This is a genomic window from Gemella bergeri ATCC 700627 (genome assembly GCF_000469465.1).
GTDB classification, from domain to species: Bacteria; Bacillota; Bacilli; order Staphylococcales; family Gemellaceae; genus Gemella; species Gemella bergeri.
The window spans coordinates 9,232-35,346 of record NZ_KI271824.1; the positions used below are offsets into that span (position 1 = coordinate 9,232).

Here is a 26,115-nt window from a genome sequence, read left to right on the forward strand (position 1 = left end):
TCTGCAACCTATGGTTTTGATGATACGAGTATCCTTGCATACGCCACTTCTAATATTTATGATGTGTAGCTAGTGCTCATAAACCTAAGAATTTAAAGAGAGTTCTTAAGATTTCCTCACCATTATAGAATCAGTAACAAAAAAGTTAGTAATTAATGTATAAAATATATATTTTTTGTTGAATATTACCATAAAAGTTCATATTATGAAATAAAATACTAAAAACAAAATAAAAAAATACGTTTTATACTTGATTTAATTTATATATGGGAGTATAATTTAAAATATAAACGGACATTAAAATTATATTATTAATATATATCGTTATAAAACGGACTTTAGTGATGAAAAAGGAGTTTAATGTATGAAAATAGCAGTTGTTATGGGATCAAACTCGGATTATAAAACAATGATAGAGACATGTAAATTATTAGATGAATTTGAGATTTCTTATGATAAAAAGGTTGTTAGTGCACATCGTACACCAAATTTATTGGTTAATTTTGCAAAAAATGCACGAACAAATGGTTATTCACTAATAATAGCAGCGGCAGGTGGAGCTGCTCACTTACCCGGAATGGTAGCATCAATGACAACCTTACCGGTAATTGGTGTTCCGATAAAATCCAGTATTTTAAGTGGTGTAGATTCTCTATATTCTATAGTACAAATGCCGGCAGGTGTCCCGGTTTTAACTATGGCAATAGGTATTGCAGGAGCAAAAAATGCTGCAATAAGTGCTTTATCAATATTAGGAATTACTAATGAAAAATATGCTGCTAAATATGAAGAATTTAAACGAGAACAAGAAAGAATAGTATTGGAAGAGATGATATTATGATTAAAACTATTTTACCGGAAAAAACTATAGGAATTATTGGTGGTGGACAGCTGGGTAGAATGTTGGCTATGAGCGCTAAAGAAATGGGGTATAAAATTGCTATTTTAGACCCGAGTTTTGATTGTTGTGGAAGACAATTCAGTGATATTTTTATTGAAGCATTGTTTGATGATACGGAAAGTATAGAAAAATTATGTAAGATAAGTGATGTTGTTACATTTGAATTCGAAAATATTAGTGCAACAGTATTAGAAAAATTGGAAAAAGTATATAATATAGTTCAAAGTGCTGAAGTTTTAAAAATCACGCAACATAGGTATTATGAAAAAGAATTTGCTCATAGGTTGAATATTCCAACCGTTGATTATATTTACATTGAAGAAAATACAAATATTGATATAGAAAAAACTTATCTGATGAAAACCGTTCGCTTTGGTTATGATGGAAAAGGTCAAAAAATAATTTCTAAAAAAGAAGAAATTGAACAATATACAATTTTAGAAGAATTAATTACATTAGATAAAGAAATATCTGTTGTAGCCGTTAAAGATAAATTTGATATTCAAATAATTGCAGTTGTAGAAAATGAACATAAAAATAATATATTGTTTCGCTCAAAAGTTCCGACTACCGCAACCGAAGAACAAGAAAATTTTGCAATAGAGTATACAAAAAAAATTTTGGAAAATATAGAATACTATGGAGTTCTTACAGTAGAATTTTTCATTAGTAAAGGGAAAGTAATTTTTAATGAAATTGCTCCACGAGTTCATAATTCTGGACATATTACAATGCAATCAGCTACTAAGAGTCAATTTAGAGCTCATATTGAGGCTATTTGCGGTTTACGTGTCGGTAAAATACAAAACAGAGAAACAACTTTATATAATATACTCGGTCAAGATTTAGAATATTTTAAAAATTTAATTACAAAAAAGCAAGGTTTTTTACATTTGTATGAAAAAGAACCGCGTAAAAATAGAAAAGTAGGGCATATTAATTTTTACGGAAACATCATTTTAGGAGGTTATGATGAACAATAAACGAATTTTTGTCAAAAAGCGTAGTGTATATAATAAAGAAGAATTACAACTTAAAGAAAATCTAAACTTAGAATACAATCTGGGATTGGAAGAAGTTAAGTTGTATGTTATTTATGATATTTATAATATAGATGAAAAAACATATAGATTGGCAAAAACTTCTGTATTTTCTGAAATTGTTGTGGATGAAGTGTTTGAAAGTATTGAATTAGAAACCGGAAAATATTTTTCATATGAAGTGCTACCTGCTCAATATGATCAAAGAGCCGACAGTGCAGAAAAAAGCATTAAGTTGCTTGACGCAAAGAGTAAAGCGACAGTGAGAAGCGGAAAACTGGTTATTTTTGATAAAAAATTAACTGAAGATGAATTAAAATTGATTGAGAATTATTTAGTAAATCCTATAGAGGCACGAAAAAAAGATTTATCTGTTTTAGAATTTAATCTAAACTCTGAGCCGACGCCTTTAAAAAATTTAGCAGATTTTTTAGAATTTACAAAAAAAGATTTAGAAAATCTAAAAAAAGAATTTTCATTGGCAATGGATATAGAAGATTTAGTTTTTATCCAAAATTATTTTAAGTCAGAAAAACGTAATCCGACAGAAACTGAAATTTATGTATTAGATTGTTATTGGAGTGATCATTGTCGTCATACGACTTTTGAAACTATTTTAGAAGAAGTTAATATCAAATCGGAATTATTCAAAAAAGAAATGCAAGACGCTTTTAATTATTATTTAAAAGTTAGGTCTGATTTGGGAAGAGAAGATAAACCCTTAACATTAATGGACATGGCTAGTATTATCGGTAAATATCATGTTAAAGTGTTAAAAGATAAAAATATTGAAGTTAGTGAGGAAATTAATGCTTGCTCTTTTTTCACAACTATTAAAAATAACGGAGAAAATGAACGTTGGTTAATTCAATTCAAAAATGAGACTCATAACCATCCAAGTGAAATCGAACCTTTTGGTGGATCAAGTACCTGTATAGGTGGCGCTATTCGTGATCCGTTATCAGGGCGTAGTTATGTTTATCAAGCTATGCGTATTTCAGGTAGCGGAAATATTTTACAAAAACGTGAGAATACGTTAGCGTATAAGCTGCCACAAGTAGAAATAGCTAAAGGTACAGCACACGGTAATTCATCTTACGGCAATCAGATTGGTTTGGCTACTACTTTTGTTAGAGAGCTATATGATGACAGTTATGTAGCAAAACATATGGAAGTAGGTGCTGTTGTTGGGGCGGTTAAAGACGGTGATTATAAGCGTGAAAGTTTAATAGCCGGAGATATTGTTGTTATGATCGGTGGACGTACCGGACGTGACGGTATTCAAGGAGCGAGCGGGTCAAGTCTTGAACATACTAATAATTCACTGGAAACAATGTCAAGTCAAGTACAAAAAGGGAATGCTCCTGAAGAAAGAAAGCTACAACGTTTATTTAGAAAACCGGAAGTAACGAAAATAATTAAAAAATGTAATGATTTTGGTGCCGGCGGTGTTTGTGTAGCCATTGGAGAACTATCAGATGGTATAGAAATTCATTTAGACAAGGTTTTAACTAAATATCAAGGATTGAATGCAACGGAATTAGCTACCAGTGAATCACAAGAACGTATGGCGGTGGCAATTGATAAAAAAGATTATGAAAAATTTATTAAAGAATGCGAAAAGGAAAACATTGAGTATTCTCACGTTGCAACTGTAACTGATAAACGTCGTTTAGAAATGTATTACGATGGGGAAAAAGTAGTAGATATGGGGGCTGACTTCTTAGAAACAGCCGGTGTTCGCCAACGTGCAATAGCGACACTAAAAGATAATATGGGAGAAAATCCTTTTACAGATAAAAATGTATCAAGAAAAAATATTTTATCTGAATTGGGTGAGTTAAATGTTACTTGTCAAAAAGGTTTAGCGTCAAAATTTGACTCCTCAATCGGAGTTAGTACGGTACTTATGCCGTTTTCTGGAAAAAACAAACTAACACCGGTTCAAGCTAGTGTTCAGGCATTACCGACACTCCATTCAACAAGTGATACGGCAACAATCTTGACTTATGGATTTATTCCGAAAATTTCTCATTATTCACCATTTTTATCATCTATATACGCTGTATTAGAATCAGTCGCTAAAGTATATGCAGTAGGTGGAAATACAGAAAGTCTTTACTTCTCATTTCAAGAATACTTTGAAAAATTGGGTAAAGATAGTACGAAGTGGGGAAAAGTTACTCAAAGTTTATTGGGTAGTATTTATGCTCAAAAAGAAATTGGTCGTCCTAGCATAGGTGGTAAAGACAGTATGTCAGGAACGTTCAATAATATAAATGTAGTTGAAACACTGATTTCATTTGCTTGTACTCCTGTAAAGATAGCTGATATTATAACACCGGAATTAAAAACAATAGGTAATCATTTGTATTATATTCCGGTGGTAAAAGATAAAAAAGGATATCCGAATATTAAAGAAACATTAAAAAATTATGAAAAAATAGGTAAATATATTAAAGATGGAACTATTGTTTCAGCATATGTTCAAGAAGAAGGTAGTGTGGTTGCATCGTTGGTTAAAATGTCTTTAGGTAATGATTTGGGATTTGAAGTAGCTAAAGATAACATCCTAAACTTTGATCCTGCATCATTAGTGGTAGAATCGGTAAAAGAATTACCTTTTGAAAAATTGGGGGTTGTCAGTGAAAGAATAATCATTAATAATGAAGTATTTATGCGTACAGAAATATACGATGCTTACACAAAAACATTAAATGATATTTATCCAATATATCAAAACGAAGATAAAGGAACTGTTGAAAATCTACATACCGAACACAATAAAAAAGTGTACTATCCTAAATATGTAGAAAATGTAAAAGTAGTTATTCCAATATTTCCGGGAACAAATTGTGAATATGATAGCGAAAGAGCATTTATAGAAGCAGGGGCTACTCCTACAACAGTAGTTATAAGAAATACCCGTGAAAATGATATTAATGAATCAATAGATGAGTTTGTGAATGCTATTGAGAAGTCACATATTATTATGTTCCCCGGTGGATTTTCTAGTGGTGATGAACCGGACGGAAGTGCTAAATATATTGTTAACTTCTTAAAAAATATTAAAGTTAAAAATGCAATTCATAAACATTTAGCAGAAAAAAAATTAATTTTAGGTATATGTAATGGATTTCAAGCATTGTTAAAATCGGGATTAATTCCATATGGAGAAATTAGAGAATTAACGAAAGATGATTTAACTTTATATCGTAATGACAGCTATGAACATATTTCCACAACAGCCTTTACACGTGTTGCCAACACAAATTCTCCTTGGTTACAAGATTTTAATATTGGTGAACAACATGAAGTTGTGTTCAGCCACGGTGAAGGAAAAGTAGTCGGAATAAATATTGAAAGATTCAAACATTTGATCGCTTTTCAATATAGCGACTTCGATGGGAATGCGACTTTAAACGGAAGATTTAATCCAAACGGTTCATTATTGGCTACGGAAGGTTTAATAAGCGAAAATGGATTAATATTAGGAAAAATGGGACATAGTGAGCGTTATGGAAAAACTCTATATAAAACTAATACAATAAAAATAAAACAAGATATTTTTAAAAATGGTGTAAATTATTTTAAAGGGGAAAAATAAAATGAAATTATTATATGAAGGAAAAGCAAAACAATTATTCGAATGTGCTAACGATGATGAAATTTATGTTCACTACAAAAATAGCGCTACAGCATTCAACGGTGTAAAAAAAAAAGAGTTTGAAAGAAAGGGGGTTTTTAATAATACCATTACTTCATTAATCTTTGAATACTTAGAAAAAGAAGGTGTTAAAACTCATTTTATAAAAAAAATAAATGAAACAGATCAACTTTGTAAACATGTAACAATTATTCCGCTGGAAGTAATAATTCGCAATATAGTTGCAGGATCAATGGCTAAAAAATATGGTATTGAAGAAGGAAAAAAATTGGCAAAACCGGTTTTTGAACTTAGTTATAAAAATGATGAGCTTAATGATCCGTTAATTAATAACGATCATGCCGTCGCATTGGGAATTGTAACGGAAGAAGAATTAGAAAATATAAGAATGCAAGCACTTAAAATTAATAATTTACTTCAAAAATTATATTTAAAAGCCAATTTAGTTTTGGTAGATTTTAAAATAGAGTTTGGTCGTGATAAGGATGGAAATATTATTTTAGCTGATGAAATTTCTCCGGATACTTGTCGTTTATGGGATAAAGATACAAATAAAAAATTGGATAAAGATAGATTTAGAAGAGATTTAGGTTCAGTGATGGAGGCTTATGAAGAAGTTTTAAGGAGATTAGAAGATGCGAGGGCTTAATGAAGAGTGTGGCGTATTCGGTATTTGGAATCATCCATCTGCAAGTAATGTAACATACTTTGGATTACACAGTTTACAACATCGTGGTCAAGAAGGAGCTGGAATAGTTTCACGCGATAATAATACTTTAAGAGGATATCGAGATCTTGGTTTGGTATCAGAGGTATTTCGTAATAAGGAAAAATTAGAACATCTTGTAGGTAACAGTGCAATAGGGCACGTTAGATATGCAACATCGGGTAACAATAGTATTCAAAATATTCAACCTTTTTTATACCATTTTTATGATATGAGTGTAGGTGTTTGTCACAACGGTAATTTAATTAATGCTAAAACTTTACGACGTGAATTAGAGCAAGATGGGGCAATTTTTCACTCATCATCAGATACGGAAGTTTTAATTCATTTAATAAGAAGAAGTGATAAATCAACATTTAAAGAACAATTAAAAGAAAGTTTGCAAAAAATTAAGGGTGGTTTTACGTATTTACTTCTAACCAAAGATGCTTTATATGGTGCAGTAGATCCAAATAGTTTAAGACCCTTAGCAATAGGAAAAACAAAGAGCGGAGCATATGTGGCAGCTAGTGAAACTTGTGCTATTGATGTTGTAGGTGCAGAATTTGTTTGTAATGTCGGTGCGGGAGAGATGGTTATAATTGATGATGATGGAATTCGTATTGAAAAATATACCAATAATACCTTGGTAGCTATTGCCGCTATGGAGTATGTCTATTTTGCACGTCCTGATTCAAACATTGCAGGAATTAACGTTCACTCGGCACGAAAAAGAACCGGGCGTCGTTTGGCTAAAGAACAACCAACTCCGGATGCTGATATGGTTATTGGAGTACCAAACTCATCATTATCGGCAGCAAGTGGCTATGCGGAAGAAAGTGGGTTACCTTATGAAATGGGATTGATAAAAAATCAATATGTAGCTCGTACCTTTATTCAACCAACTCAAAAATTGCGAGAGCAGGGAGTTAGAATGAAATTATCCGCTGTAAAAGGTGTGGTAAAAGGTAAGAGTATTGTAATGGTAGACGACTCAATCGTGAGAGGAACTACAAGTAAACGCATTGTTCAATTACTTAAAGAAGCGGGAGCAAGAGAAGTACATGTAAGAATAGCTTGCCCTCCACTGATGTTCCCCAGTTTTTACGGAATAGATATTTCAACAACACAAGAATTAATTTCAGCTAATAAAACAATAACAGAAATTAAAGAAATAATAGGGGCTGATTCACTAGGATTTTTAAGTGAAGATGGTTTAGTAGAAGCAATAGGTCTTAATTATGATGCACCATATACAGGGTTATGTATGGATTGTTTCAATGGGAATTACTCGGCAGGGTTATATAATTATGAGGATAATTATGTAAATTCAATGACAGATATTCAAAAAAAATTTTTACAAGAAAGGGGTAAAAATAATGAGAAAAAAATATGAGGAAAGTGGTGTTAGTTTACAAGCCGGATACGAATCGGTAGAACGAATAAAAAAACATGTAAAACGTACAAAAAATTTGGGTATGATGTCAGCAATCGGGGGATTTGGTGGAGCATTTGATCTTAGTGCCTATAACTTTAAAAATCCCGTTTTAGTAAGTGGAACTGATGGTGTAGGAACAAAATTAAAATTGGCATTTGAATTGAATATTCATAATACTATCGGTATTGATGTAGTGGCAATGTGTGCCAATGATATACTTGCTCAAGGTGCGATACCTTTGTTTTTCTTAGATTATTTAGCTGTTGGGAAAAATTATCCTAAACAAGTGGAAGCTATTGTTGAAGGTGTTGCTGAAGGTTGTGTACAGGCTGATTGTGCTATAGTTGGAGGAGAAACAGCAGAAATGTCCGGTTTTTACGAGGATGGTGAGTATGATATTGCAGGTTTTTGTGTCGGTGCACAAGAAAAAGAATTGTTACTTAATCCCGAAAATACTAAAGCCGGACAAGCAGTTATCGGTTTAGCGTCTAGTGGTGTTCATTCAAACGGTTTTTCATTAGTAAGGAAAATCTTGAAAGATAATAATATCAGTTTAAATGAAAAATTTGAAAATAGTACAATAGGGGAAACCCTTTTAACACCTACTAAAATATATGTTAAAGAAGTTTTAAGGGTTCTTAAAGAAGTAAAAGTAGCAGGAATTGCTCATATAACCGGAGGAGGATTTCATGAAAATTTGCCACGTTGTTTAAAAGATGGCTTAGGGATGAAAATAATCAAATCTTCTTACACCGTACCAAAAATTTTTAACTTTCTAGCAGAAAAAGGCGGTATAGACGAGGAAGAAATGTATCATATTTTTAATATGGGTGTTGGTATGGTACTTGTAGTAGAAAAAGAAGATGTAGGAAAAACTTTATCGTTATTGGATAATTCCTTTGTTTTAGGAGAAGTAACTAATGAAAGTGGAATAAAAATAGTATGAAGAAGGTAGCCATTTTTGCATCAGGGACAGGTAGTAATTTTGAAAAAATAGCAGATGATAAACGTTTAAAAGAAAAAATGGTAATAGAACTATTAGTATGTGATAAAAAAAATGCTGCAGTTATTAAAAAAGCACAAGCTAGAGGTATTCCAACCTATGTTTTTTCTACAAAAGATTTTTCGACAAAACAAGACTACGAAAAAGAAATTTTTGAAAAAGTTAAGAATTTTGATTATATATTTTTAGCAGGATATATGAGAATTATCTCTCCATATTTCTTAGAAAATTATAAAAAAACAATCTTAAATTTACATCCGTCATTGTTACCAAAATACAAAGGGAAAGACGCCATTAAACAGGCATTTAATGCAAAGGAAAATAAAATTGGTATAAGTATTCATTATGTAAATGAAGAATTAGATGGTGGTAGGGTAATAGCACAACGTTCGTTAAAAGTAACAAGTAACGATACATTAAAAACAGTAACTGAAAAAATTCATAAATTAGAGCATGAACTCTATCCAAATGTCATCTTAAAATTATTAGAGGAGGAACTATGACAAAAAGAGCATTAATTAGTGTGAGTGATAAAACGAATATTGTAGAATTTGCGAAAGGTTTAGAGAAATACGGATATGAAATTATTAGTACAGGAGGAACATTTACTCATTTAAAAAATAACGGTGTTTCATGTATAAGTATTGAAGATATAACACATTTTCCTGAAATTTTAGAAGGGCGTGTAAAAACACTACACCCTAAAATTCATGGAGGATTACTTTCAAAACGTGGGAATAAATTACACAATAAGCACATAGAAGAAAATAATATAGAATATATAGATTTAGTTTGTGTAAATTTATACCCTTTTGAACAAACGGTAAAAAAAATTGGTGTAACTGAAGAAGAAATTATTGAAAATATTGATATTGGCGGTCCCAGTATGCTAAGAAGTGCTGCAAAAAATTTTAATGATGTGGTTGTAGTAACTGATATCGCTGATTACGATAAAATTTTGAAGGAATTAGAAAATGGTAGCATTTCTTTGCCAACACGACGTTCTTTAGCAATAAAAGTATTTAACACAACAGCAAGTTATGATGCAGCTATTGCAAATTATTTTAATAAAAAAGATAATTTAGTTCCGAAAAAATTAACAATCTCATATAAATTACAAGATACTTTACGTTATGGAGAAAATCCGCATCAAAAAGCATATCATTATGTTCAAAATAACAATGAAAGTTATGCACTGCACAATGCCGTTCAATTACACGGTAAAGCGATGTCTTACAACAATATTCAAGATGCAAGTGCTGCATTAGATATATTGAATGAATTTGATGAAACTACTTGTATTGCTGTTAAGCATATGAACCCTTGTGGTGTTGCTGTTGGTAAAGATGTTTTTGAAGCGTATAGTCGTGCTTACGAGGCAGACCCTATATCAATATATGGCGGTATTATTGCGATTAACGGAGTAATAGATATCCGTACGGCTGAAAAAATGAGCAAAACTTTCTTGGAAATTATTTTGGCTAATGATTATGAGAAGGAAGCATTGGATATATTGACTAAGAAGAAAAATTTACGTATCTATAAGTTAAGTGAGAAAAACAATAATTCAGTTGAACAAATTAAAAGTGTTCGCGGGGGAATATTGGTTCAAGATTTTAATGATAAACTTGCTGATGAATATATGGATGTAACTTATAAAAAAATTACCGCTGAACAACAAAAAGATATAGAATTTGGTTTAAAAGTAGTAAAACATGTAAAATCAAATGCTATTGTGGTAGTGAAGAATTCTCAAACTTTGGGAATAGGGGCAGGACAAATGAATCGTGTCGGTTCATGTAAAATTGCTCTTGATCATGCTGGAGAAAATGCAAAAGGTGCAATTTTAGCATCAGATGCTTACTTTCCAATGCGTGATAGTGTAGATTTGGCGGCTAAATATGGAATTTCAGCAATAGTTCAACCGGGAGGTTCTATTCGGGATCAAGAAAGTATTGATGCTTGTAATGAGAAAGGAGTGGCAATGGTCTTCAGTAAAATTCGCCACTTTAAACACTAGATATGGCAAAAGTATTAATAGTCGGTAATGGCGGAAGAGAACACGCTATTGCATATAAATTTTATAAAGAGGGTCACGAAATATTTATGACAGGAATTAATCCTGCGGTTGAAGAGTTTGGAACGTGCGTAACAATAAATGAAGACCAAATACCAAGTTATGCAAAAGAAAACAATATAGACCTAGTATTTGTCGGCCCGGAAGTACCATTAGTTAATGGACTTATTGATAAACTTCAAGAAAAAGATATCCGTGCTTTTGGCCCAAGTAAAAAAGCTGCACAATTAGAAGGAAGTAAAGTATTTTCAAAAATGATGATGAAAAAATACGATATTCCAACTGCTAAATATGAAAGTTTTAGTGATTATAAAAAAGCTAGTGAATATCTAGCTGAACAACAAGTACCGATAGTTTTAAAAGCTGACGGTTTGGCAGCAGGTAAAGGTGTTATTATTGCGAATACTTTAGAAAAAGCACAATATGAATTAAAAGAAATGATGTGTAATTCCAAATTTAATTCAGCAGGCGCTAAAGTCGTAATTGAAGAATTTCTTCAAGGGGAAGAATTTTCATTAATGTGCTTCGTTTCGAATAAAAAAGTTTATCCAATGGAAATTGCACAAGATCACAAACGAGCTTTTGATAATGATCAAGGATTAAATACCGGAGGGATGGGAGCTTATACTCCGCTGAAAAAAATCACTGTAGATGACATAAAAGTAGGAATTGAAAAAGTAGTTCAACCTATTGTTAATGCAATGAGTGATGAAGGGATGCCATTTTACGGAATTTTATATGCCGGGCTCATGAAATGCAAAAATGGTATTAAAACTATTGAATTTAATGTTCGTTTTGGAGATCCTGAAAGTGAAATATTACTACTGAAATTAGAAAGTAGTTTGTATGATATTGCTAACAATGTGATTGATGGAGAAGATATTGAACTAAAATGGAATAGTGATGCTTTTATCGGAGTGGTGATGGCAGCTAAAGGTTATCCGGAACATAGCGAAAAAGGTGCAATAATTAAAGGTTTAGATAAGGTATCAACACCAATTTTTCACATGGGAACAAAAAAGGTATCCGGTGAAATCGTTATAAATGGTGGACGTGTTTTATTGGTTTGCGCAAATGGAAAAACCTTGCAAGAAGCGCGAGAAAAAGTATATAATGAAATAGGAAAAATAGAATGTGAAGAACTATTTTTCAGACGAGATATAGGTCATTTATCCCTATAAAAATGTATCAGTATATTGGTTTATTATTGATATTAATAATTTTTAATATACATAATAATTGGATAAGTTGTAAAATAAAGTGCAACAGTTAAGATATCCTACAGTATTTTTATTAATGGCAGGAGATTATTTTAAATGATTGAAAGATATAGCAGAGAAGTAATGCGTAATGTTTTTAGTGATGAAAATCGCTTTAAAGCATATTTAGAAGTTGAATTATATGCTACCGAAGCATGGAGTGAACTAGGAGTTGTTCCGAAAAAAGATGTGGAAAAATTATTTACCAATGCAAAATTTGATTTAAAAGGAATTTTTGAATTGGAAAAAGAAACAAAACATGATATAGTAGCTTTTACTCGCAATGTATCAAGTTACTTAGGTGATGAAAAAAAATGGGTACATTACGGTTTAACATCAACAGATGTAGTTGATACTGCATATGGATATTTATATAAACAGGCAAACGATATTTTGTATCAAGATTTGTTAAAATTTCAAGAAGTATTAAAAGAAAAGGCATTGCAGTACAAATTTACTCCGTGTATTGGGCGTACTCATGGAGTTCATGCCGATATAAGTAGTTTCGGTTTGAAGTTTGCACTATACTATGATGAGTTTAATCGTCATCTTAAACGTTTTAGTGAAGTAAGGAAAATTATTGAAGTAGGGAAAATTTCCGGAGCAGTGGGAACATTTTCTAATACGCCACCGGAAGTACAAGACTATGTATGTAAAAAATTAGGAATAGGGTCAAGTAATATTTCGACACAAACTCTACAACGTGACAGACACGCTGATTACTATGCAACATTGGCATTAATTGCAAGTTCTATTGAAAAAATAGGGGTAGAAATTCGTCACTTGCAAAGAACAGAAGTTCGTGAAGCAGAAGAGTTCTTTTCAAAAAAACAAAAAGGTTCCAGTGCAATGCCGCACAAACGTAACCCTATTTCCAGTGAAAATATGGCAGGTTGTGCCAGAATTATGCGTGGTTATATGTTAGCTGCCTATGAAAATATTCCTTTATGGCATGAACGTGATATTTCACATTCAAGTGCAGAACGTATTTTAAGTAACGATGCAACAACATTGTTGGATTATATGTTAAATCGTTTTACAAATGTTGTGAAAAATCTGACAGTATTTACCGATAATATGATTAAAAATATTTATGCAACTAATGGCGTTATTTTTGCTCAAAGAACTATGAGTAATCTAATTAAAAACTATGGATTTTCTCGTGAAGAAGCATATGATTTAGTGCAACCGCTGGCAATGAAATCATGGTTCGAAAATATTCCGTTTAAACAATTATTAGAAGAAAATGAAATTATTCAAAAAACGGTATCAAAAGAAGTATTAGACAGTTGTTTTGACCTAAATGTTCATTTGATAAATATTGATAAAATTTATAAACGTATTCCGGGATTGGAAGAATAATTTCAAACACCGTGATTTATTATAAAAAATAACCCTTATAGGAAAGAGGTATAATAAATGAAATCAGATTTTCAAATTTCAAATGAATGTAAAAAACAAGATATTAAAACAGTGGCAAATAAATTAGGAATAAGTGAAAATGATTTGATTTTATATGGTAATTATAAAGCCAAAATTCAAACAAAAAATATAAAAAAGAATATTAAAGAAGATGCTAATTTAGTATTAGTAACATCAATCAACCCAACATCAAGTGGAGAAGGCAAGTCAACTGTTACCATAGGGTTATCAGATGCTCTAAATAAAATCGGTAAAAAATCGTGTGTAGCATTGCGCGAGCCGTCATTAGGCCCTGTACTAGGAAGAAAAGGTGGTGCAGCAGGTGGAGGATATGCACAGGTTGTTCCTATGGAAGATATCAACTTACACTTTACCGGTGATATGCACGCTATTACAACCGCTCATAATGCAATAGCGGTGCTTGTTAATAATCATGTATTTCAAGGTAATGAACTTGAAATTGATAAAATTATTTTTAATCGTGTAATGGATATGAATGCACGTGATTTACGTCATATAAAAATCAATGTAGGTACAGAATTGGAACGTGAAGATGGTTTTGATATTACAGTTGCCAGTGAAATTATGGCAATCTTATGCCTATCAGAAAATCTTGGTGATTTAAAAGAAAAACTAAGTAATATATTAGTAGCTTATAATAAAAAAGGTGATCCGATATATCTTAAAGATTTGAAGATTGAAGGAGTTATTACTTCGCTATTAAAAGATACAATTAAACCTAATATTGTTCAAACGTTAGAAAATAATCCGGCTATTATTCACGGAGGTCCATTTGCGAATATTGCCCACGGCTGTAACTCAATTTTAGCAACGAAAACAGCTTTAAAATATACTGATTATGTTATTACAGAGGCGGGGTTTGGAGCAGACCTTGGTGCTGAAAAATTTTTAAATATAAAATGTCGTAAGGCAGGGCTTAATCCGAAAGCTGCTGTGGTTGTGGCTACTATTAAAGCATTAAAACTTCATGGTGATATCGAAGAAAAAGATTTAAAAGAAGAAAATTTGGAAGCATTGGCAAAAGGGGTAAAAAATTTAGAAAAACATATTGAAAATTTACATAAGTTTAATTTACCTGTTATAATAGCCTTAAATGTTTTTATTACCGATACAGTAAAAGAACTGGAATTTTTAGAAAACTGGGCAAAAGAAAAAAATGTTGAATTTTCTCGTGTGGAAGTTTGGGAAAAAGGTAGCTTAGGAGGAATAGATTTAGCTGAAAAAGTAGTAAGAGTTGTGGAAAATAATGGTAAAAAGTTAAAATTACTATACAAGGATGAAGCATCAATAATAGAAAAAATCGAAATTATTTGCCGTGAAATCTATGGTGCAGATGGTGTAAATATTACTGATGAAGTAAAAGAAGAAATAGAAAAAATCGAAAAATTAGGTTTTGGAAATTTACCGGTTTGTATGGCAAAAACACCATTATCACTTTCTGATAATTCAAAATTAAAAGGTCGTCCATGCGGATTTAATATTACAATCAGTGATGTAAAACTACGTAGCGGAGCGGGATTTGTGGTAGTATACGCTAATAAAGTACTGACAATGCCGGGATTACCAAAAGTACCAAGTGCATTAAATATCGATATAGATGAAGAAACAGAAACAATTTTAGGAATATTCTAAAATAATTAATCAAATAAAATTAGTCCTGTGTTAAATACAGGGTATGAGAAAAAATAAGGATAAAATGCTATGTAACACAGTGTTGCTTAGCATTTTTCAAATAGTTTTTAATATAGTATCCAACTCCAATATAATATACTAGATATAAATAAGAAACGCTATTTTTATATTTCGTTTTTGTTTAAAGTAATTTAGACGCAGTTTATACATAATAATCGTTTTTTTATAATAAAAATAACGAAAAAATTATGTAAAGTCACTTTTATATTATATTTTACATAATTTTCCGTAAAATTATAAAAAAATGTTCGCAAATATCCGTATTTGTGGTATAATAATTAATGGAAAAAATAATAGCTTTCAGGAGGCACAACTAATGTCAATAATTGTAGTAGTAGGTTCACAATGGGGTGATGAAGGGAAAGGTAAAATTACCGATTTTCTAGCAGAGAGTGCTGATGTTATAGCACGTTATCAAGGCGGTAATAATGCAGGGCATACAATTAAGTTTGACGGTAAAACTTATAAACTACAACTTATTCCATCCGGTATTTTTAATGATGAGAAATTATCTGTTATAGGTAATGGTTTAGTAGTTGATCCAAAATGGATTTGTGGTGAAATCAATCGTCTAAAAGAAAGTGATGTAACATGTAACGGTTTAAGGATTTCTAACAGAGCACATGTAGTATTACCATATCACTTGAAACTTGATGAAGTAGAAGAAGCAAGACGTGGGGATAATAAAATAGGTACTACTAAAAAAGGTATCGGTCCATGTTATGTAGATAAGTATAAACGTTGTGGAATACGTATTGCTGATTTATTAGATAAAGAATTATTTAAGAAAAAATTAGAACAAAATCTGAAAGAAAAAAATGAAGTATTTGAAAAAATTTACGGTGTTAAAGGCTTTACCACTGACGAAATTTTTGATGAATATTTTGAATACGGAAAACAGCTGGTACAATATGTTACTGATACATCAAAAGTATTAGAAGATGCTCAAAAAGAAAGTAAAAATATTTTATTTGAAGGAGCACAAGGGGTAATGCTTGATATTGACCATGGGACATACCCTTATGTTACATCATCAAATCCAAGTGCCGGTGGTATTACTGTAGGTAACGGTTTTGTTCCGACAAACGGTTTTAAAGTCCTTGGTATTTGTAAAGCATACACTTCTCGTGTCGGTGACGGACCATTCCCAACGGAATTATTTGATAAAGTTGGAGATACAATTCGTGAAGTAGGGCATGAATACGGAACGGTAACAAAACGTCCGCGTCGTATAGGTTGGTTTGACACCGTTGTAATGCGTCATTCAGCACGTGTATCAGGTATGACAAACTTGTCGGTCAATTGCCTTGATGTATTGTCAGGTCTTAAAGAGATAAAAATCTGTACGGCTTATGACTATAAAGGAGAAATTTTAACAGAATACCCTGCAAATGAAAATATTATAAAAGATTGCAAACCAATTTACGAAACATTGCCAGGTTTTAACGAAGATATTACCGGTATATCATCATTAGAAGAATTACCTGCCAATGCAAGGAAATATTTAGAAAAAATTGAAGAATTAGTAGGTGTGAAAATTTCAGTATTTTCAACCGGACCGGATAGAACACAAACTCACTTATTAGAAGATTTGTGGAAATAAAAAATTAATGTAATTGTACAATAAATACAAGATACAAAAAGTAACCAACCTCTAAAACTTGTCTAAGGTTTAGAGGTTGGTTTTTAAAGAATAATCTCATATTAGATTTTATACACATTATTAATAAAATTCATCTTTTAAATGTGATATAATAGTAATATTTTTATTAGTAATCGGGTGTTTAAAATCTATTTTGAATGCTCCTAAATACATTTTATCATATTTAATCCATCATTAGAATATAATCTGTCGCCTATAATTGCCGATTTTAAGTGTGCTAAATGAACACGAATTTGATGAGTTCGTCCTGTATCTAATGAAAGTGTAGCAATATAACGTCCATTCTCTATTTTTTTACAGTTAAGAATATGAGTTACTGCTGATTTTCCGTTATGAACAACAGCCATTTTATTTTTTTCATGTCTATCTCGTCCGATATTCGTTTTAATAGTCTGCGGGCTGAGATTATTTTTTATTAACGCATTATAATAACGTTTTATTAGGCGTTGTTCTAACATTAAATCAAGTTTTGCTTTTACAAAAGGGGTTTTAGTAAAAATAACGAGTCCGCTCGTATCAGTATCTAAACGATGTATCGGCTCAAGATATACATAATCAGTAATCAAAAAGTTGACAAGTGTATCATCTTCTACACTAATATCGTTAGGGTGTGTTTTTATTCCAGCCGGTTTCGATACCACAAGTAAATAATCATCTTCATATTCTTTAATAATATTTAATGAAGTATTTACAATATAATTTGATTGTGTAGAAAATGTATTAATAATTAATATATCATCTTTTTCTAACGGCGTATTTAAAGTTGACGGTTTATTATTAATTATTATAGTTTCTTTATTGTGATGACTATTCATACGGATAGCATGAATGCTTTTTTTAGATAATTTCAGAAAAATTTTTAGGTATTGTTCTACACTTTGGTAATTATGTAAAATTTTAAAATTCATGTTATACTCTTTCTACTGTTTATTGATTAATAAGTTTATTTATTATATAATATTTTTTGGATGATATAAACTAAAAAGGATATAAGGAGATACTAAATGACATTATTTTTTGTAAATGATTATGGAAGAGGTGCTCATCCAAAAATATTAGAGCAACTTACCCAAACAAATTTAGAATCAGAATATGGTTATGGAATGGATAGTTATAGTGAACGAGCAAAAGAAAAAATTCGTCTTTCATGCAAAAAAGAAGATGCTGAAATTTATTTTTTAGTCGGCGGGACACAAACAAACGCCGTTGTAATAAAATCTTTACTACGTTCTTATGAGGGAGTAATTTCAGCAAATACAGGACACATCAGTACCCATGAAGCAGGTGCAATTGAATACACAGGACATAAAGTAATAGAACTACCTAATTATAATGGTAAGTTATGTGCTGAAGATGTAGAAGAGTATTTTGATACATTTGGTAAAGATGCCAATCTTATGCATATGGTAAAACCCGGTATGGTTTATATCTCATATCCTACAGAATATGGAACACTATATAGTAAAGAAGAGTTAACAGCACTGCATACAATATGCAAAAAATATAGTGTACCTTTATTTGTGGACGGCGCACGTTTAGGTTACGGCTTAATGGCTAAAGAATGTGATATAACATTTAAAGAATTTGCTGATTTATGTGATGTTTTTTACATCGGAGGAACAAAAATAGGAGCATTATGTGGAGAAGCAGTTGTTTTTACTAATAAAACCATAGTACCAGAGAATTACATAACAATTATTAAACAAGCAGGGGCATTATTAGCAAAAGGTAGACTTCTTGGGGTACAATTTGATACATTATTTACCGACAATTTATATTTTAATATAAGTAAACATGCTATTGAAATGGCAGAGTTGTTGAAAAAAGGTTTAAAAGATAAAGGTTGTAAATTCTACATTGATTCACCTACTAACCAACAATTTATTATTGTGGAAAATAATAGAATGGAAAAACTTAAAAAAACCGTTCAATTTGCAAAATGGGAAAAATATGATGATACACATACAATTATACGCTTCGTTGTAGATTGGTCAACTAAAAAAGAAGATGTTGAACAACTAATAAAAATATTATAAAATGTAAAAATTAAAAATTAAGTAAAATTAACGCTTAATTTTTAATTTTTTTTAAAAAAATCATTGTCAAAAAAGGTCAAAAGTGATATAATTAAATTAAGGTCAAAAAAGGTCAAAATAATTAACCTTTTTTCCTAAATATAAAATAATTTAAGGAGATTTACTATGGATATTAATAGTTTTACAAATAGTGTTAAAGAAATATTAGCAAAATCTTCACAACAAGCAATAGAGAAAAAAAGTCAAAGTATTACGAGTGAAATGTTTCTTTATGAAGCGTTAGCTGGTAATAATTTGTATAGTGATATATTAGGAAGAATAAATATTGATAAAGCAGGATTGTTAAATGATTTGAAAAATGAAATCAATAAAATAAGTGTCGTAGACGGAGATAATATACAATATGGCGGTTATTTAAATAATGATTTAAATGCTTTATTAATAGAAGCAGATAAATATAAAAATAAATATGAGGATAAATTTATCTCATGTGAACATATAGTATTGGCAAGTTATGTGAAAAATAGTATTGTAAAAAAATATGTAGATAAAGTAGCAACATTAAAAGAATTATCAATTATAATTGATGACATCAGAGGAGGGAAAAAAGTAATGAATGAAAATCCTGAAAATAATTACGAAGTATTAGAAAAATATGGGCGAGATTTAGTAGAAGAGGCGAAAAACGGTAAAATTGACCCTGTTATCGGACGTGATGAAGAAATCCGTAATGTAGTGCGAATTTTATCACGTAAAACAAAAAATAATCCTGTGTTAATCGGAGAACCGGGTGTAGGTAAAACGGCGATAGTAGAAGCATTAGCACAGCGTATTGTTCGTGGTGATGTACCGGAAAGTTTAAAAAATAAAACAGTATTTGAGTTAGACTTAACCAGTCTGGTAGCTGGAGCTAAATATCGAGGTGAGTTTGAAGAACGTTTAAAAGCCGTATTAAAAGAAATTAAAGAACAAGAGGGGAAAATTATATTATTTATCGATGAAATTCACATGTTAGTCGGAGCCGGTAAAACTGATGGTGCAATGGATGCGGGTAATATTTTAAAACCGATGTTGGCACGTGGGGAATTGCACTGTATAGGGGCGACCACTCTTAATGAATATCGCCAATATATTGAAAAAGATTCAGCGTTAGAACGTCGTTTCCAAAAAGTATTAGTTAAAGAACCAACTGTAGAAGATACTATTTCAATTTTACGTGGTCTTAAAGAACGTTTTGAAGTTTATCACGGAGTAAAAATTTCTGACAGAGCAATAGTAGAAGCCGCTGAATTATCTAACAGATATATAACCGATAGATTTTTACCGGATAAAGCTATTGATTTAATTGACCAAGCATGTGCAACAATAAAAACTGAAAATTCTTCTAATCCTGCCGAACTGGATACTATTAACCGTAAAGTGATGCAATTAGAAATTGAAGAAAAAGCACTAAGTAGTGAGGATGATGAAATTTCACAAAAACGTTTGTTACACTTACGTGAAGAATTAGCAAATTTAAAAGAAGAACAAAATGCTTTACAACTACAAGTTGATAATGAAAAAGAAAAATTATCGGCAGTTAAAAATTTACGTGAAAAAATTGATAAGGTAAAATTAGAGTTGGAACAAGCACAAAATAGCTATAATTTAGAAAAGGCATCAGAGTTGCAATATTCTACCTTGCCAAAATTGCAACAAGAATTAAATGAATTGGAAGAAAAATCAAAAACAGAAGAATATAAACTTTTAAAACAAGAAGTAACGGAAGATGAAATCGGTTTTATTGTAAGCCAAATGACAGGCATTCCTGTGACACGTTTGGTCGAAACAGAAAAAGAAAAATTACTACATTTAGCAGATACAATCCATAAAAAAGTAATTGGTCAAGATGAAGCGGTAGAGAGCGTTACAAATGCAATCTTACGTTCACGTGCAGGAATTGCAGATCCCAATAGACCTATAGGTAGTTTCTTATTCCTTGGACCAACCGGTGTAGGTAAAACAGAACTGGCTAAAGCATTGGCACTTAATCTATTTGACGATGAAAAAAATATCGTTAGAATAGATATGAGTGAATATATGGAAAAACATTCAGTAAGTCGTTTAATCGGAGCGCCTCCGGGATATATCGGATATGAAGAAGGGGGACAATTAACAGAAAGTGTTCGTCGTAATCCATATAGCATTATTCTAATGGATGAAATAGAAAAAGCTCACCCTGATGTATTTAACATCTTGCTTCAACTACTGGATGAAGGTACATTAACAGATTCTAAAGGTGTTGTCGTAGATTTTAAAAATACTATAATTATAATGACATCAAATATAGGTTCATTAGAATTATTAGAAGAAGTTAAAGATGGAAAAATTAGTGAACAAACACGTAAAAATGTAACTAACCAACTGTACGCTTACTTTAAACCGGAAATTCTAAATCGTATGGATGATATTATTATCTTTAAACCGCTTACTCAAGATAATATTAAAGGTATAGCAAATAAATTATTAAATGAGTTGGTTGCTCGTTTAGAAAATAAAAATATTATACTAACTTATACAGCTAATGTGGCAGAGTGGGTTGCAACAGCAGGTTTTGACATAAAATTTGGTGCAAGACCGCTTAAACGTTTCATTCAAAGTCAAATTGAAAATAAACTGTCAGTAGAATTAATTCGCCATGGTATTGAAGATGGTATGGAGATTGAACTTGATTATAATAATGAATTATTAATTAATATAAAATAATATAAAATAATTCCATTATATCGGAGATATTTAGAAATATTTATCTCCGATTTTTTTATTGGATAAATCAATTAATATTATAAATTAAAACAAAAATAGTATGAAATTATAGATTAAGTATAAAAAATGAACTTATCAAAATTATAAATTTTACTTCCTTTTTTTTATCTTTTTATAGTATAATCATATCAACGATTAAGTATAGTTAGGAGGAATACTATGAAAATAGCCGTTATGGCAGGGACACCTGTTGATACAAATTTGGGAGTAGAATTATTAAAAAAGCATGGTTATAATAATCTCATTGTCATACCAATATCGAAAAATCCTATTGAACAAACAACATTTCAAGCAATGAAAAAAATAGAAAAAGAAAAAGTAATTATTGAATATATTAAAAAGCTAAAAATGCAGAATTGTACTAAAATTTTTGTTTATTGTAATTCTCTTAGTTCAGCTATTAATTTTGATGAATTATCAAAGAAATACAATATGACAATAATAACTCCTATGCAGATGTATCGTACTCTTGGGTTTGAATATTGTTATCTAGCGGTTATAACAGCTAACTCCCACGGTTTAGTAGGCGTTGAAAATAATCTTTATATTGCAAACCCTGAATTAAAAATACTAGGAATAACAATGTTAGAACTTGTTAAAGCAATTGAGGAAAAACAAAAACCCGGTGAAATAGTCGCTAAGTTTAACTTTATACATTTATTAAATTATTTTGAACAGATGCAGATTGAAGCAATTGTGTTAGGATGTACACATTTTCCCTATATAAAAAATGAATTAAAAAAAATAACATCATTACCTATTATTGATGTAGGTATATACATGGTGGAAAAACTAAATAAAAATACTCCGAAAAAATAACATATCAATACAACTTACCGGTTTGTCAATTAAATAATATTTGTCATATATCGCCTTATTTTTGTTTAAATGTACACTTATTTTTAGCACTTGTTAAAATTGCTTATTTACCTAAAATATAGTATAATGTATTAGTTAAGAAAACTTTTAGGAGAACAAGTAAAATAGATGAATTTAGAAAAATATATTTCAATCGTAGAAGATTGGCCAAAAGAAGGAATAAGTTTTAAAGATATTACAACGCTAATGGCAGATGGTGAAGCCTATAAATATGCAACTGACCAGATTGTTAATTATGCAAAAGAAAAAAAAGTAGATGTAGTAGTCGGACCGGAAGCTCGTGGTTTTATTATTGGTTGTCCGGTTGCATATTCATTAAAAATAGGATTTGTTCCGGTGAGAAAACCTAACAAACTTCCACGTGAAGTAATTAGCTATAAATATGATTTAGAATATGGAAGTAACACATTAACAATGCACGCCGATGCTATTAAACCCGGTCAACGTGTTTTAATTACCGACGATTTACTTGCAACCGGCGGTACTATTGAAGCATCAATAAAATTAGTAGAACAATTAGGAGGAATTGTAGTAGGTATTGCATTCTTAATTGAATTAGACGGTTTAAACGGAATGGATAAACTAAAAGATTATGATGTACTTACATTACTAAAAATGTAATCTACTACTAAAATATTAATATGACATTTGAACTAAAAGAAACAAAATATCTCAATAATATAAATACCAATGCCTACGTTTATGAACATAAAAAAACAAAGGCAAAATTGATTTTTCTGGAAAATGATGACATAAACAAAAGTTTCAGTATTGCATTTAAAACTATCCCTTATAATGATAATGGTATTTTTCATATTTTAGAGCATTCTGTTTTATGTGGTTCAGAGAAATATCCGGTAAAAGAGCCTTTTGTAGAATTACTAAAAGGTTCTTTTAATACATTTTTAAATGCATGGACATTTCCTGATAAAACTATGTATCCTGTAGCCTCTAAAAATGATCAAGATCTTGAAATTTTAACTGATATTTACCTAGATGCAGTATTTAATCCAAAATTAAAAACAAATAAAAATATTTTATCCCAAGAAGGATGGCACTATCATTTAGAAAGTGTTGATGATAAATTAACTTATAAAGGTGTTGTTTATAACGAAATGAAAGGTGCTTATTCTTCTGTTGATGAGGTACTTGATGACTACATATCACAAGCGTTATTTACAAAAACACCTTATCGTTATTCATCCGGCGGTAAACCTGAAGCCATTCCCAGTATTACATATAAAGAATTTATTGATACATATAACTATAATTATCATCCAAGTAACAGTTATATTGTTCTTTATGGTAATTTAAAAATTGATAATTATCTTGAAAAAATTGATAATTATCTAAATAATTATGAATATAAAGATTACAGTAATTATCAAATAAGTTCACAAAATGAATTTTCTGATAAAGTTTTTAAACGTACTTATTTTAATGAAAAAACTGATAATAAAGGGTATGTTGCATATAGTTATATATTAGGAGATAGCAATAACGGTGTAGAAATAGATAATATAGATATTATTGATGATATTTTATTAGGGAGCAGTAATACGGAATTTAGAAAATATTTTATTGATAATAATATTTGTGAAGATGTATATAGTTATTTACATAAGGATCGCAAAGAAGCCGTATATAATATTATCTTTAAATATGTAAATGATAATCAACTTAGCAAATTAGATAAACTTTATAAAGATACCTTAAGCAGAATAATAACAACCGGATTTGATTACGAACAAGTTCAAGCGACAATTAATAAAAAGAATTTTTCTGTTAAAGAGGAAATTAACAAAACCGCCTCTCCTAAAGGAATATCTTATGCTGTAAAAATTATGCGTGCTTGGAATTATGGCTATGATCCGTTAGATAGCTTTGATATTGATAAAATTATTAATAATATTCAGAAAAACTGTGATAATAAATGCTTTGAAAAAATGGCAAAAAAATGGTTATTAGATAATGAAAAATCAAGTATAGTTGAACTATTACCTGTTGATAAAAAAGAAAAAACGGAAAGAGATTTAGTTTCTTATCAAAAAACTTTATCTGCTGAAGAAATAAATAACATCATTAAAGAAACAAACGACTTGAAAGTTTGGCAAGAAACACCGGATAGCGAAGAAGACTTGAGAAAAATAAAAAGTGTTGATGCAAAAACTGTAAAATTGAAAAATCCACTGGAAAAAACTGAGATTGAAATAGTAAAGGATGTTACATATTCACATTTTGATACAATAACTAACGGCATTTCTTATTCAAGATTATTATTTGATATAACTGATTTTACTATACCACAGTTACAATATTCTTCACTATTAACTTATTTGTTATTTAATCTAAACACTAAAAATAAAACAGAAACTGAAATAATAAAAGAAATTGATTTTAATTTAGGTAATATTAGTTCAAGTATTGAAATTTTTAGAGAATTCGAAAGTGAACGTTGTTCAATTAGTTTTATAATAGGGGCAAAATATCTTGTAGAAAAATCAAAAAAACTATTTGATATTTTAGAAGAAACCATACTAAATTTTGATTTTGAAAATAAAACTTCTATATATAATGTACTATTAGAACTTAAACTTATGCTTGAAAATAGATTTAAACAAGCAGGGCATAGTTTCGTATCAAAACGACTTATCAGCTATTATACCGTACAAGGTGCTTTATCCGAACAGATTTCAGAATATAATTTCTATTTATTTATCGAAAATTTAGTAGCTAATTTTGAGACTGAGTTTGAGAATATAAAAGAAAACTTAGAAAATATTACCAAATTAATTTTTAACAGTTCACGACTTTTAGTTAATTTTGTTGGTAATAAAAGAGAATATAAAAACTTTAAAAAAGATGTTTCTAAATTAGTGGAAAAATTTCCAAAAAATATTAATGATCAAGGTGGATTTAAGGTTGAATTAAAAGATAAAAATTATTCAGAAGGTTTTTATTTTGATACATTGGTTCAATATGTTGGTGTTGGTTATAATATTAGTAGTTATTCAGGAGCATATTTAGTATTACGTCATATATTAAGCCTTGATTATTTATGGAATAATGTTAGAGTTAAGAATGGTGCTTACGGTGCCGGAATGATTATTAATAATTATGGGAATTTCGGTCTGTGGTCATACCGTGATCCGAATTTAGAAGAAACCTTAGAAATTTATTATAATATTTATAATTATATTAAAAATCTCGAAATAGATGATAAAACTTTAAATAAATACATTATCGGTACGCTTAACACTCTCGACACACTTATGTCACCAAATGCAAAAGCATATTATTCTTTAACTAAATATCTTACGAATAGTCCAAAAGATTTTTATAAAAAAATTGTTAATGAAGTCAAAAATACTACTGTTTCAGATTTACGCCAAATTGCAGAGGAACTTAAAAATATTAGATTTTCACATAAATGTATTATAGGTTCAAAAGAAAAAATAATTGAAAATAAAAAATTATTCAGTAAAATAATAGAATTAAACTAAGAA

The 26,115-nt window shown here is 30.2% G+C and carries 18 protein-coding genes; 17 read left to right on the forward strand and 1 reads right to left on the reverse strand.

Translation table 11 applies throughout. The annotated features are described in order from the left end of the window. Positions 1-364 precede the first annotated feature (364 nt). The 12 genes from purE to HMPREF1983_RS03085 all read left to right on the forward strand — a co-directional run bounded on the left by purE (position 365) and on the right by HMPREF1983_RS03085 (position 16,829). On the forward strand, positions 365-841 hold the full coding sequence (gene purE, locus HMPREF1983_RS03030; RefSeq protein ID WP_021752821.1) for a 5-(carboxyamino)imidazole ribonucleotide mutase: 477 nt from the start codon (positions 365-367) through the stop codon (positions 839-841). Next, on the forward strand, positions 838-1,884 hold the full coding sequence (locus tag HMPREF1983_RS03035; protein WP_021752822.1) for a 5-(carboxyamino)imidazole ribonucleotide synthase: 1,047 nt from the start codon (positions 838-840) through the stop codon (positions 1,882-1,884). Before purE ends, HMPREF1983_RS03035 begins: the two co-directional genes overlap by 4 nt. Next, positions 1,874-5,548: a phosphoribosylformylglycinamidine synthase gene (locus tag HMPREF1983_RS03040; protein ID WP_040460884.1), complete on the forward strand. Its 3,675-nt coding sequence runs from the start codon at positions 1,874-1,876 to the stop codon at positions 5,546-5,548. Before HMPREF1983_RS03035 ends, HMPREF1983_RS03040 begins: the two co-directional genes overlap by 11 nt. Before the next feature lies 1 nt (position 5,549). Then, positions 5,550-6,257: a phosphoribosylaminoimidazolesuccinocarboxamide synthase gene (purC, locus tag HMPREF1983_RS03045; RefSeq protein WP_021752824.1), complete on the forward strand. Its 708-nt coding sequence runs from the start codon at positions 5,550-5,552 to the stop codon at positions 6,255-6,257. Beyond that, positions 6,244-7,710, forward strand: a complete 1,467-nt coding sequence (purF, locus tag HMPREF1983_RS03050; protein WP_021752825.1) for an amidophosphoribosyltransferase — start codon at positions 6,244-6,246, stop codon at positions 7,708-7,710. Before purC ends, purF begins: the two co-directional genes overlap by 14 nt. After that, positions 7,694-8,698, forward strand: coding sequence for a phosphoribosylformylglycinamidine cyclo-ligase (purM, locus tag HMPREF1983_RS03055; protein WP_021752826.1), 1,005 nt, complete (start codon positions 7,694-7,696; stop codon positions 8,696-8,698). Before purF ends, purM begins: the two co-directional genes overlap by 17 nt. Continuing rightward, positions 8,695-9,258 carry a phosphoribosylglycinamide formyltransferase gene (purN, locus tag HMPREF1983_RS03060; RefSeq protein WP_021752827.1) on the forward strand — a complete coding sequence of 188 codons (564 nt, stop codon included), beginning with the start codon at positions 8,695-8,697 and terminating at the stop codon, positions 9,256-9,258. The genes purM and purN overlap by 4 nt, the downstream gene beginning before the upstream one ends. Further along, entirely contained in the window at positions 9,255-10,775 is a 1,521-nt protein-coding gene (gene purH, locus HMPREF1983_RS03065; RefSeq protein ID WP_021752828.1) for a bifunctional phosphoribosylaminoimidazolecarboxamide formyltransferase/IMP cyclohydrolase, read from the forward strand. Before purN ends, purH begins: the two co-directional genes overlap by 4 nt. Positions 10,776-10,777: 2 nt before the next feature. Then, positions 10,778-12,013, forward strand: coding sequence for a phosphoribosylamine--glycine ligase (gene purD, locus HMPREF1983_RS03070; RefSeq protein ID WP_021752829.1), 1,236 nt, complete (start codon positions 10,778-10,780; stop codon positions 12,011-12,013). A 135-nt stretch (positions 12,014-12,148) separates the two neighbouring features. After that, positions 12,149-13,453, forward strand: coding sequence for an adenylosuccinate lyase (gene purB / locus HMPREF1983_RS03075; RefSeq protein WP_021752830.1), 1,305 nt, complete (start codon positions 12,149-12,151; stop codon positions 13,451-13,453). 57 nt (positions 13,454-13,510) lie between these two features. Next, positions 13,511-15,166: a formate--tetrahydrofolate ligase gene (locus tag HMPREF1983_RS03080; protein ID WP_021752831.1), complete on the forward strand. Its 1,656-nt coding sequence runs from the start codon at positions 13,511-13,513 to the stop codon at positions 15,164-15,166. A 376-nt stretch (positions 15,167-15,542) separates the two neighbouring features. Continuing rightward, positions 15,543-16,829, forward strand: a complete 1,287-nt coding sequence (locus HMPREF1983_RS03085) for an adenylosuccinate synthase (protein WP_040460887.1) — start codon at positions 15,543-15,545, stop codon at positions 16,827-16,829. Positions 16,830-17,032: 203 nt separating this feature from the next. On the opposite strand, the gene HMPREF1983_RS03090 is transcribed toward HMPREF1983_RS03085, so the two are convergent. Beyond that, positions 17,033-17,797, reverse strand: coding sequence for an RluA family pseudouridine synthase (locus HMPREF1983_RS03090; protein ID WP_021752833.1), 765 nt, complete (start codon positions 17,795-17,797; stop codon positions 17,033-17,035). A 96-nt stretch (positions 17,798-17,893) separates the two neighbouring features. On the opposite strand from HMPREF1983_RS03090, the gene HMPREF1983_RS03095 reads away from it, so the two are divergent. The 5 genes from HMPREF1983_RS03095 to HMPREF1983_RS03115 all read left to right on the forward strand — a co-directional run bounded on the left by HMPREF1983_RS03095 (position 17,894) and on the right by HMPREF1983_RS03115 (position 26,112). Next, the gene (locus HMPREF1983_RS03095) at positions 17,894-18,925 is read left to right on the forward strand and encodes a threonine aldolase family protein (protein ID WP_021752834.1); all 1,032 of its coding nucleotides are present in this window, start codon (positions 17,894-17,896) and stop codon (positions 18,923-18,925) included. Positions 18,926-19,090: 165 nt separating this feature from the next. Next, positions 19,091-21,670: an ATP-dependent Clp protease ATP-binding subunit gene (locus HMPREF1983_RS03100; RefSeq protein ID WP_021752835.1), complete on the forward strand. Its 2,580-nt coding sequence runs from the start codon at positions 19,091-19,093 to the stop codon at positions 21,668-21,670. Between the two features lie 219 nt (positions 21,671-21,889). Beyond that, positions 21,890-22,549 (forward strand): hypothetical protein, encoded by a 660-nt coding sequence (locus HMPREF1983_RS03105; RefSeq protein WP_021752836.1) that lies wholly within the window; start codon positions 21,890-21,892, stop codon positions 22,547-22,549. Between the two features lie 168 nt (positions 22,550-22,717). Further along, positions 22,718-23,230 carry an adenine phosphoribosyltransferase gene (locus tag HMPREF1983_RS03110; protein ID WP_021752837.1) on the forward strand — a complete coding sequence of 171 codons (513 nt, stop codon included), beginning with the start codon at positions 22,718-22,720 and terminating at the stop codon, positions 23,228-23,230. Positions 23,231-23,250: 20 nt separating this feature from the next. Beyond that, positions 23,251-26,112, forward strand: coding sequence for an insulinase family protein (locus HMPREF1983_RS03115; protein ID WP_021752838.1), 2,862 nt, complete (start codon positions 23,251-23,253; stop codon positions 26,110-26,112). The last annotated feature ends 3 nt before the right edge of the window (positions 26,113-26,115 follow it).

Coding starts and splice junctions, on each gene's coding strand:
- purM (WP_021752826.1), top strand. CDS start 7,694: ATGAGAAAAAAATATGAGGAAAGTGGTGTTAGTTTACAAGCCGGATAC.
- purN (WP_021752827.1), top strand. CDS start 8,695: ATGAAGAAGGTAGCCATTTTTGCATCAGGGACAGGTAGTAATTTTGAA.
- HMPREF1983_RS03080 (WP_021752831.1), top strand. CDS start 13,511: ATGAAATCAGATTTTCAAATTTCAAATGAATGTAAAAAACAAGATATT.
- HMPREF1983_RS03040 (WP_040460884.1), top strand. CDS start 1,874: ATGAACAATAAACGAATTTTTGTCAAAAAGCGTAGTGTATATAATAAA.
- HMPREF1983_RS03110 (WP_021752837.1), top strand. CDS start 22,718: ATGAATTTAGAAAAATATATTTCAATCGTAGAAGATTGGCCAAAAGAA.
- purE (WP_021752821.1), top strand. CDS start 365: ATGAAAATAGCAGTTGTTATGGGATCAAACTCGGATTATAAAACAATG.
- HMPREF1983_RS03035 (WP_021752822.1), top strand. CDS start 838: ATGATTAAAACTATTTTACCGGAAAAAACTATAGGAATTATTGGTGGT.
- HMPREF1983_RS03100 (WP_021752835.1), top strand. CDS start 19,091: ATGGATATTAATAGTTTTACAAATAGTGTTAAAGAAATATTAGCAAAA.
- HMPREF1983_RS03115 (WP_021752838.1), top strand. CDS start 23,251: ATGACATTTGAACTAAAAGAAACAAAATATCTCAATAATATAAATACC.
- HMPREF1983_RS03095 (WP_021752834.1), top strand. CDS start 17,894: ATGACATTATTTTTTGTAAATGATTATGGAAGAGGTGCTCATCCAAAA.
- HMPREF1983_RS03085 (WP_040460887.1), top strand. CDS start 15,543: ATGTCAATAATTGTAGTAGTAGGTTCACAATGGGGTGATGAAGGGAAA.
- purC (WP_021752824.1), top strand. CDS start 5,550: ATGAAATTATTATATGAAGGAAAAGCAAAACAATTATTCGAATGTGCT.
- purB (WP_021752830.1), top strand. CDS start 12,149: ATGATTGAAAGATATAGCAGAGAAGTAATGCGTAATGTTTTTAGTGAT.
- purF (WP_021752825.1), top strand. CDS start 6,244: ATGCGAGGGCTTAATGAAGAGTGTGGCGTATTCGGTATTTGGAATCAT.
- HMPREF1983_RS03105 (WP_021752836.1), top strand. CDS start 21,890: ATGAAAATAGCCGTTATGGCAGGGACACCTGTTGATACAAATTTGGGA.
- purH (WP_021752828.1), top strand. CDS start 9,255: ATGACAAAAAGAGCATTAATTAGTGTGAGTGATAAAACGAATATTGTA.
- HMPREF1983_RS03090 (WP_021752833.1), bottom strand. CDS start 17,797: ATGAATTTTAAAATTTTACATAATTACCAAAGTGTAGAACAATACCTA.
- purD (WP_021752829.1), top strand. CDS start 10,778: ATGGCAAAAGTATTAATAGTCGGTAATGGCGGAAGAGAACACGCTATT.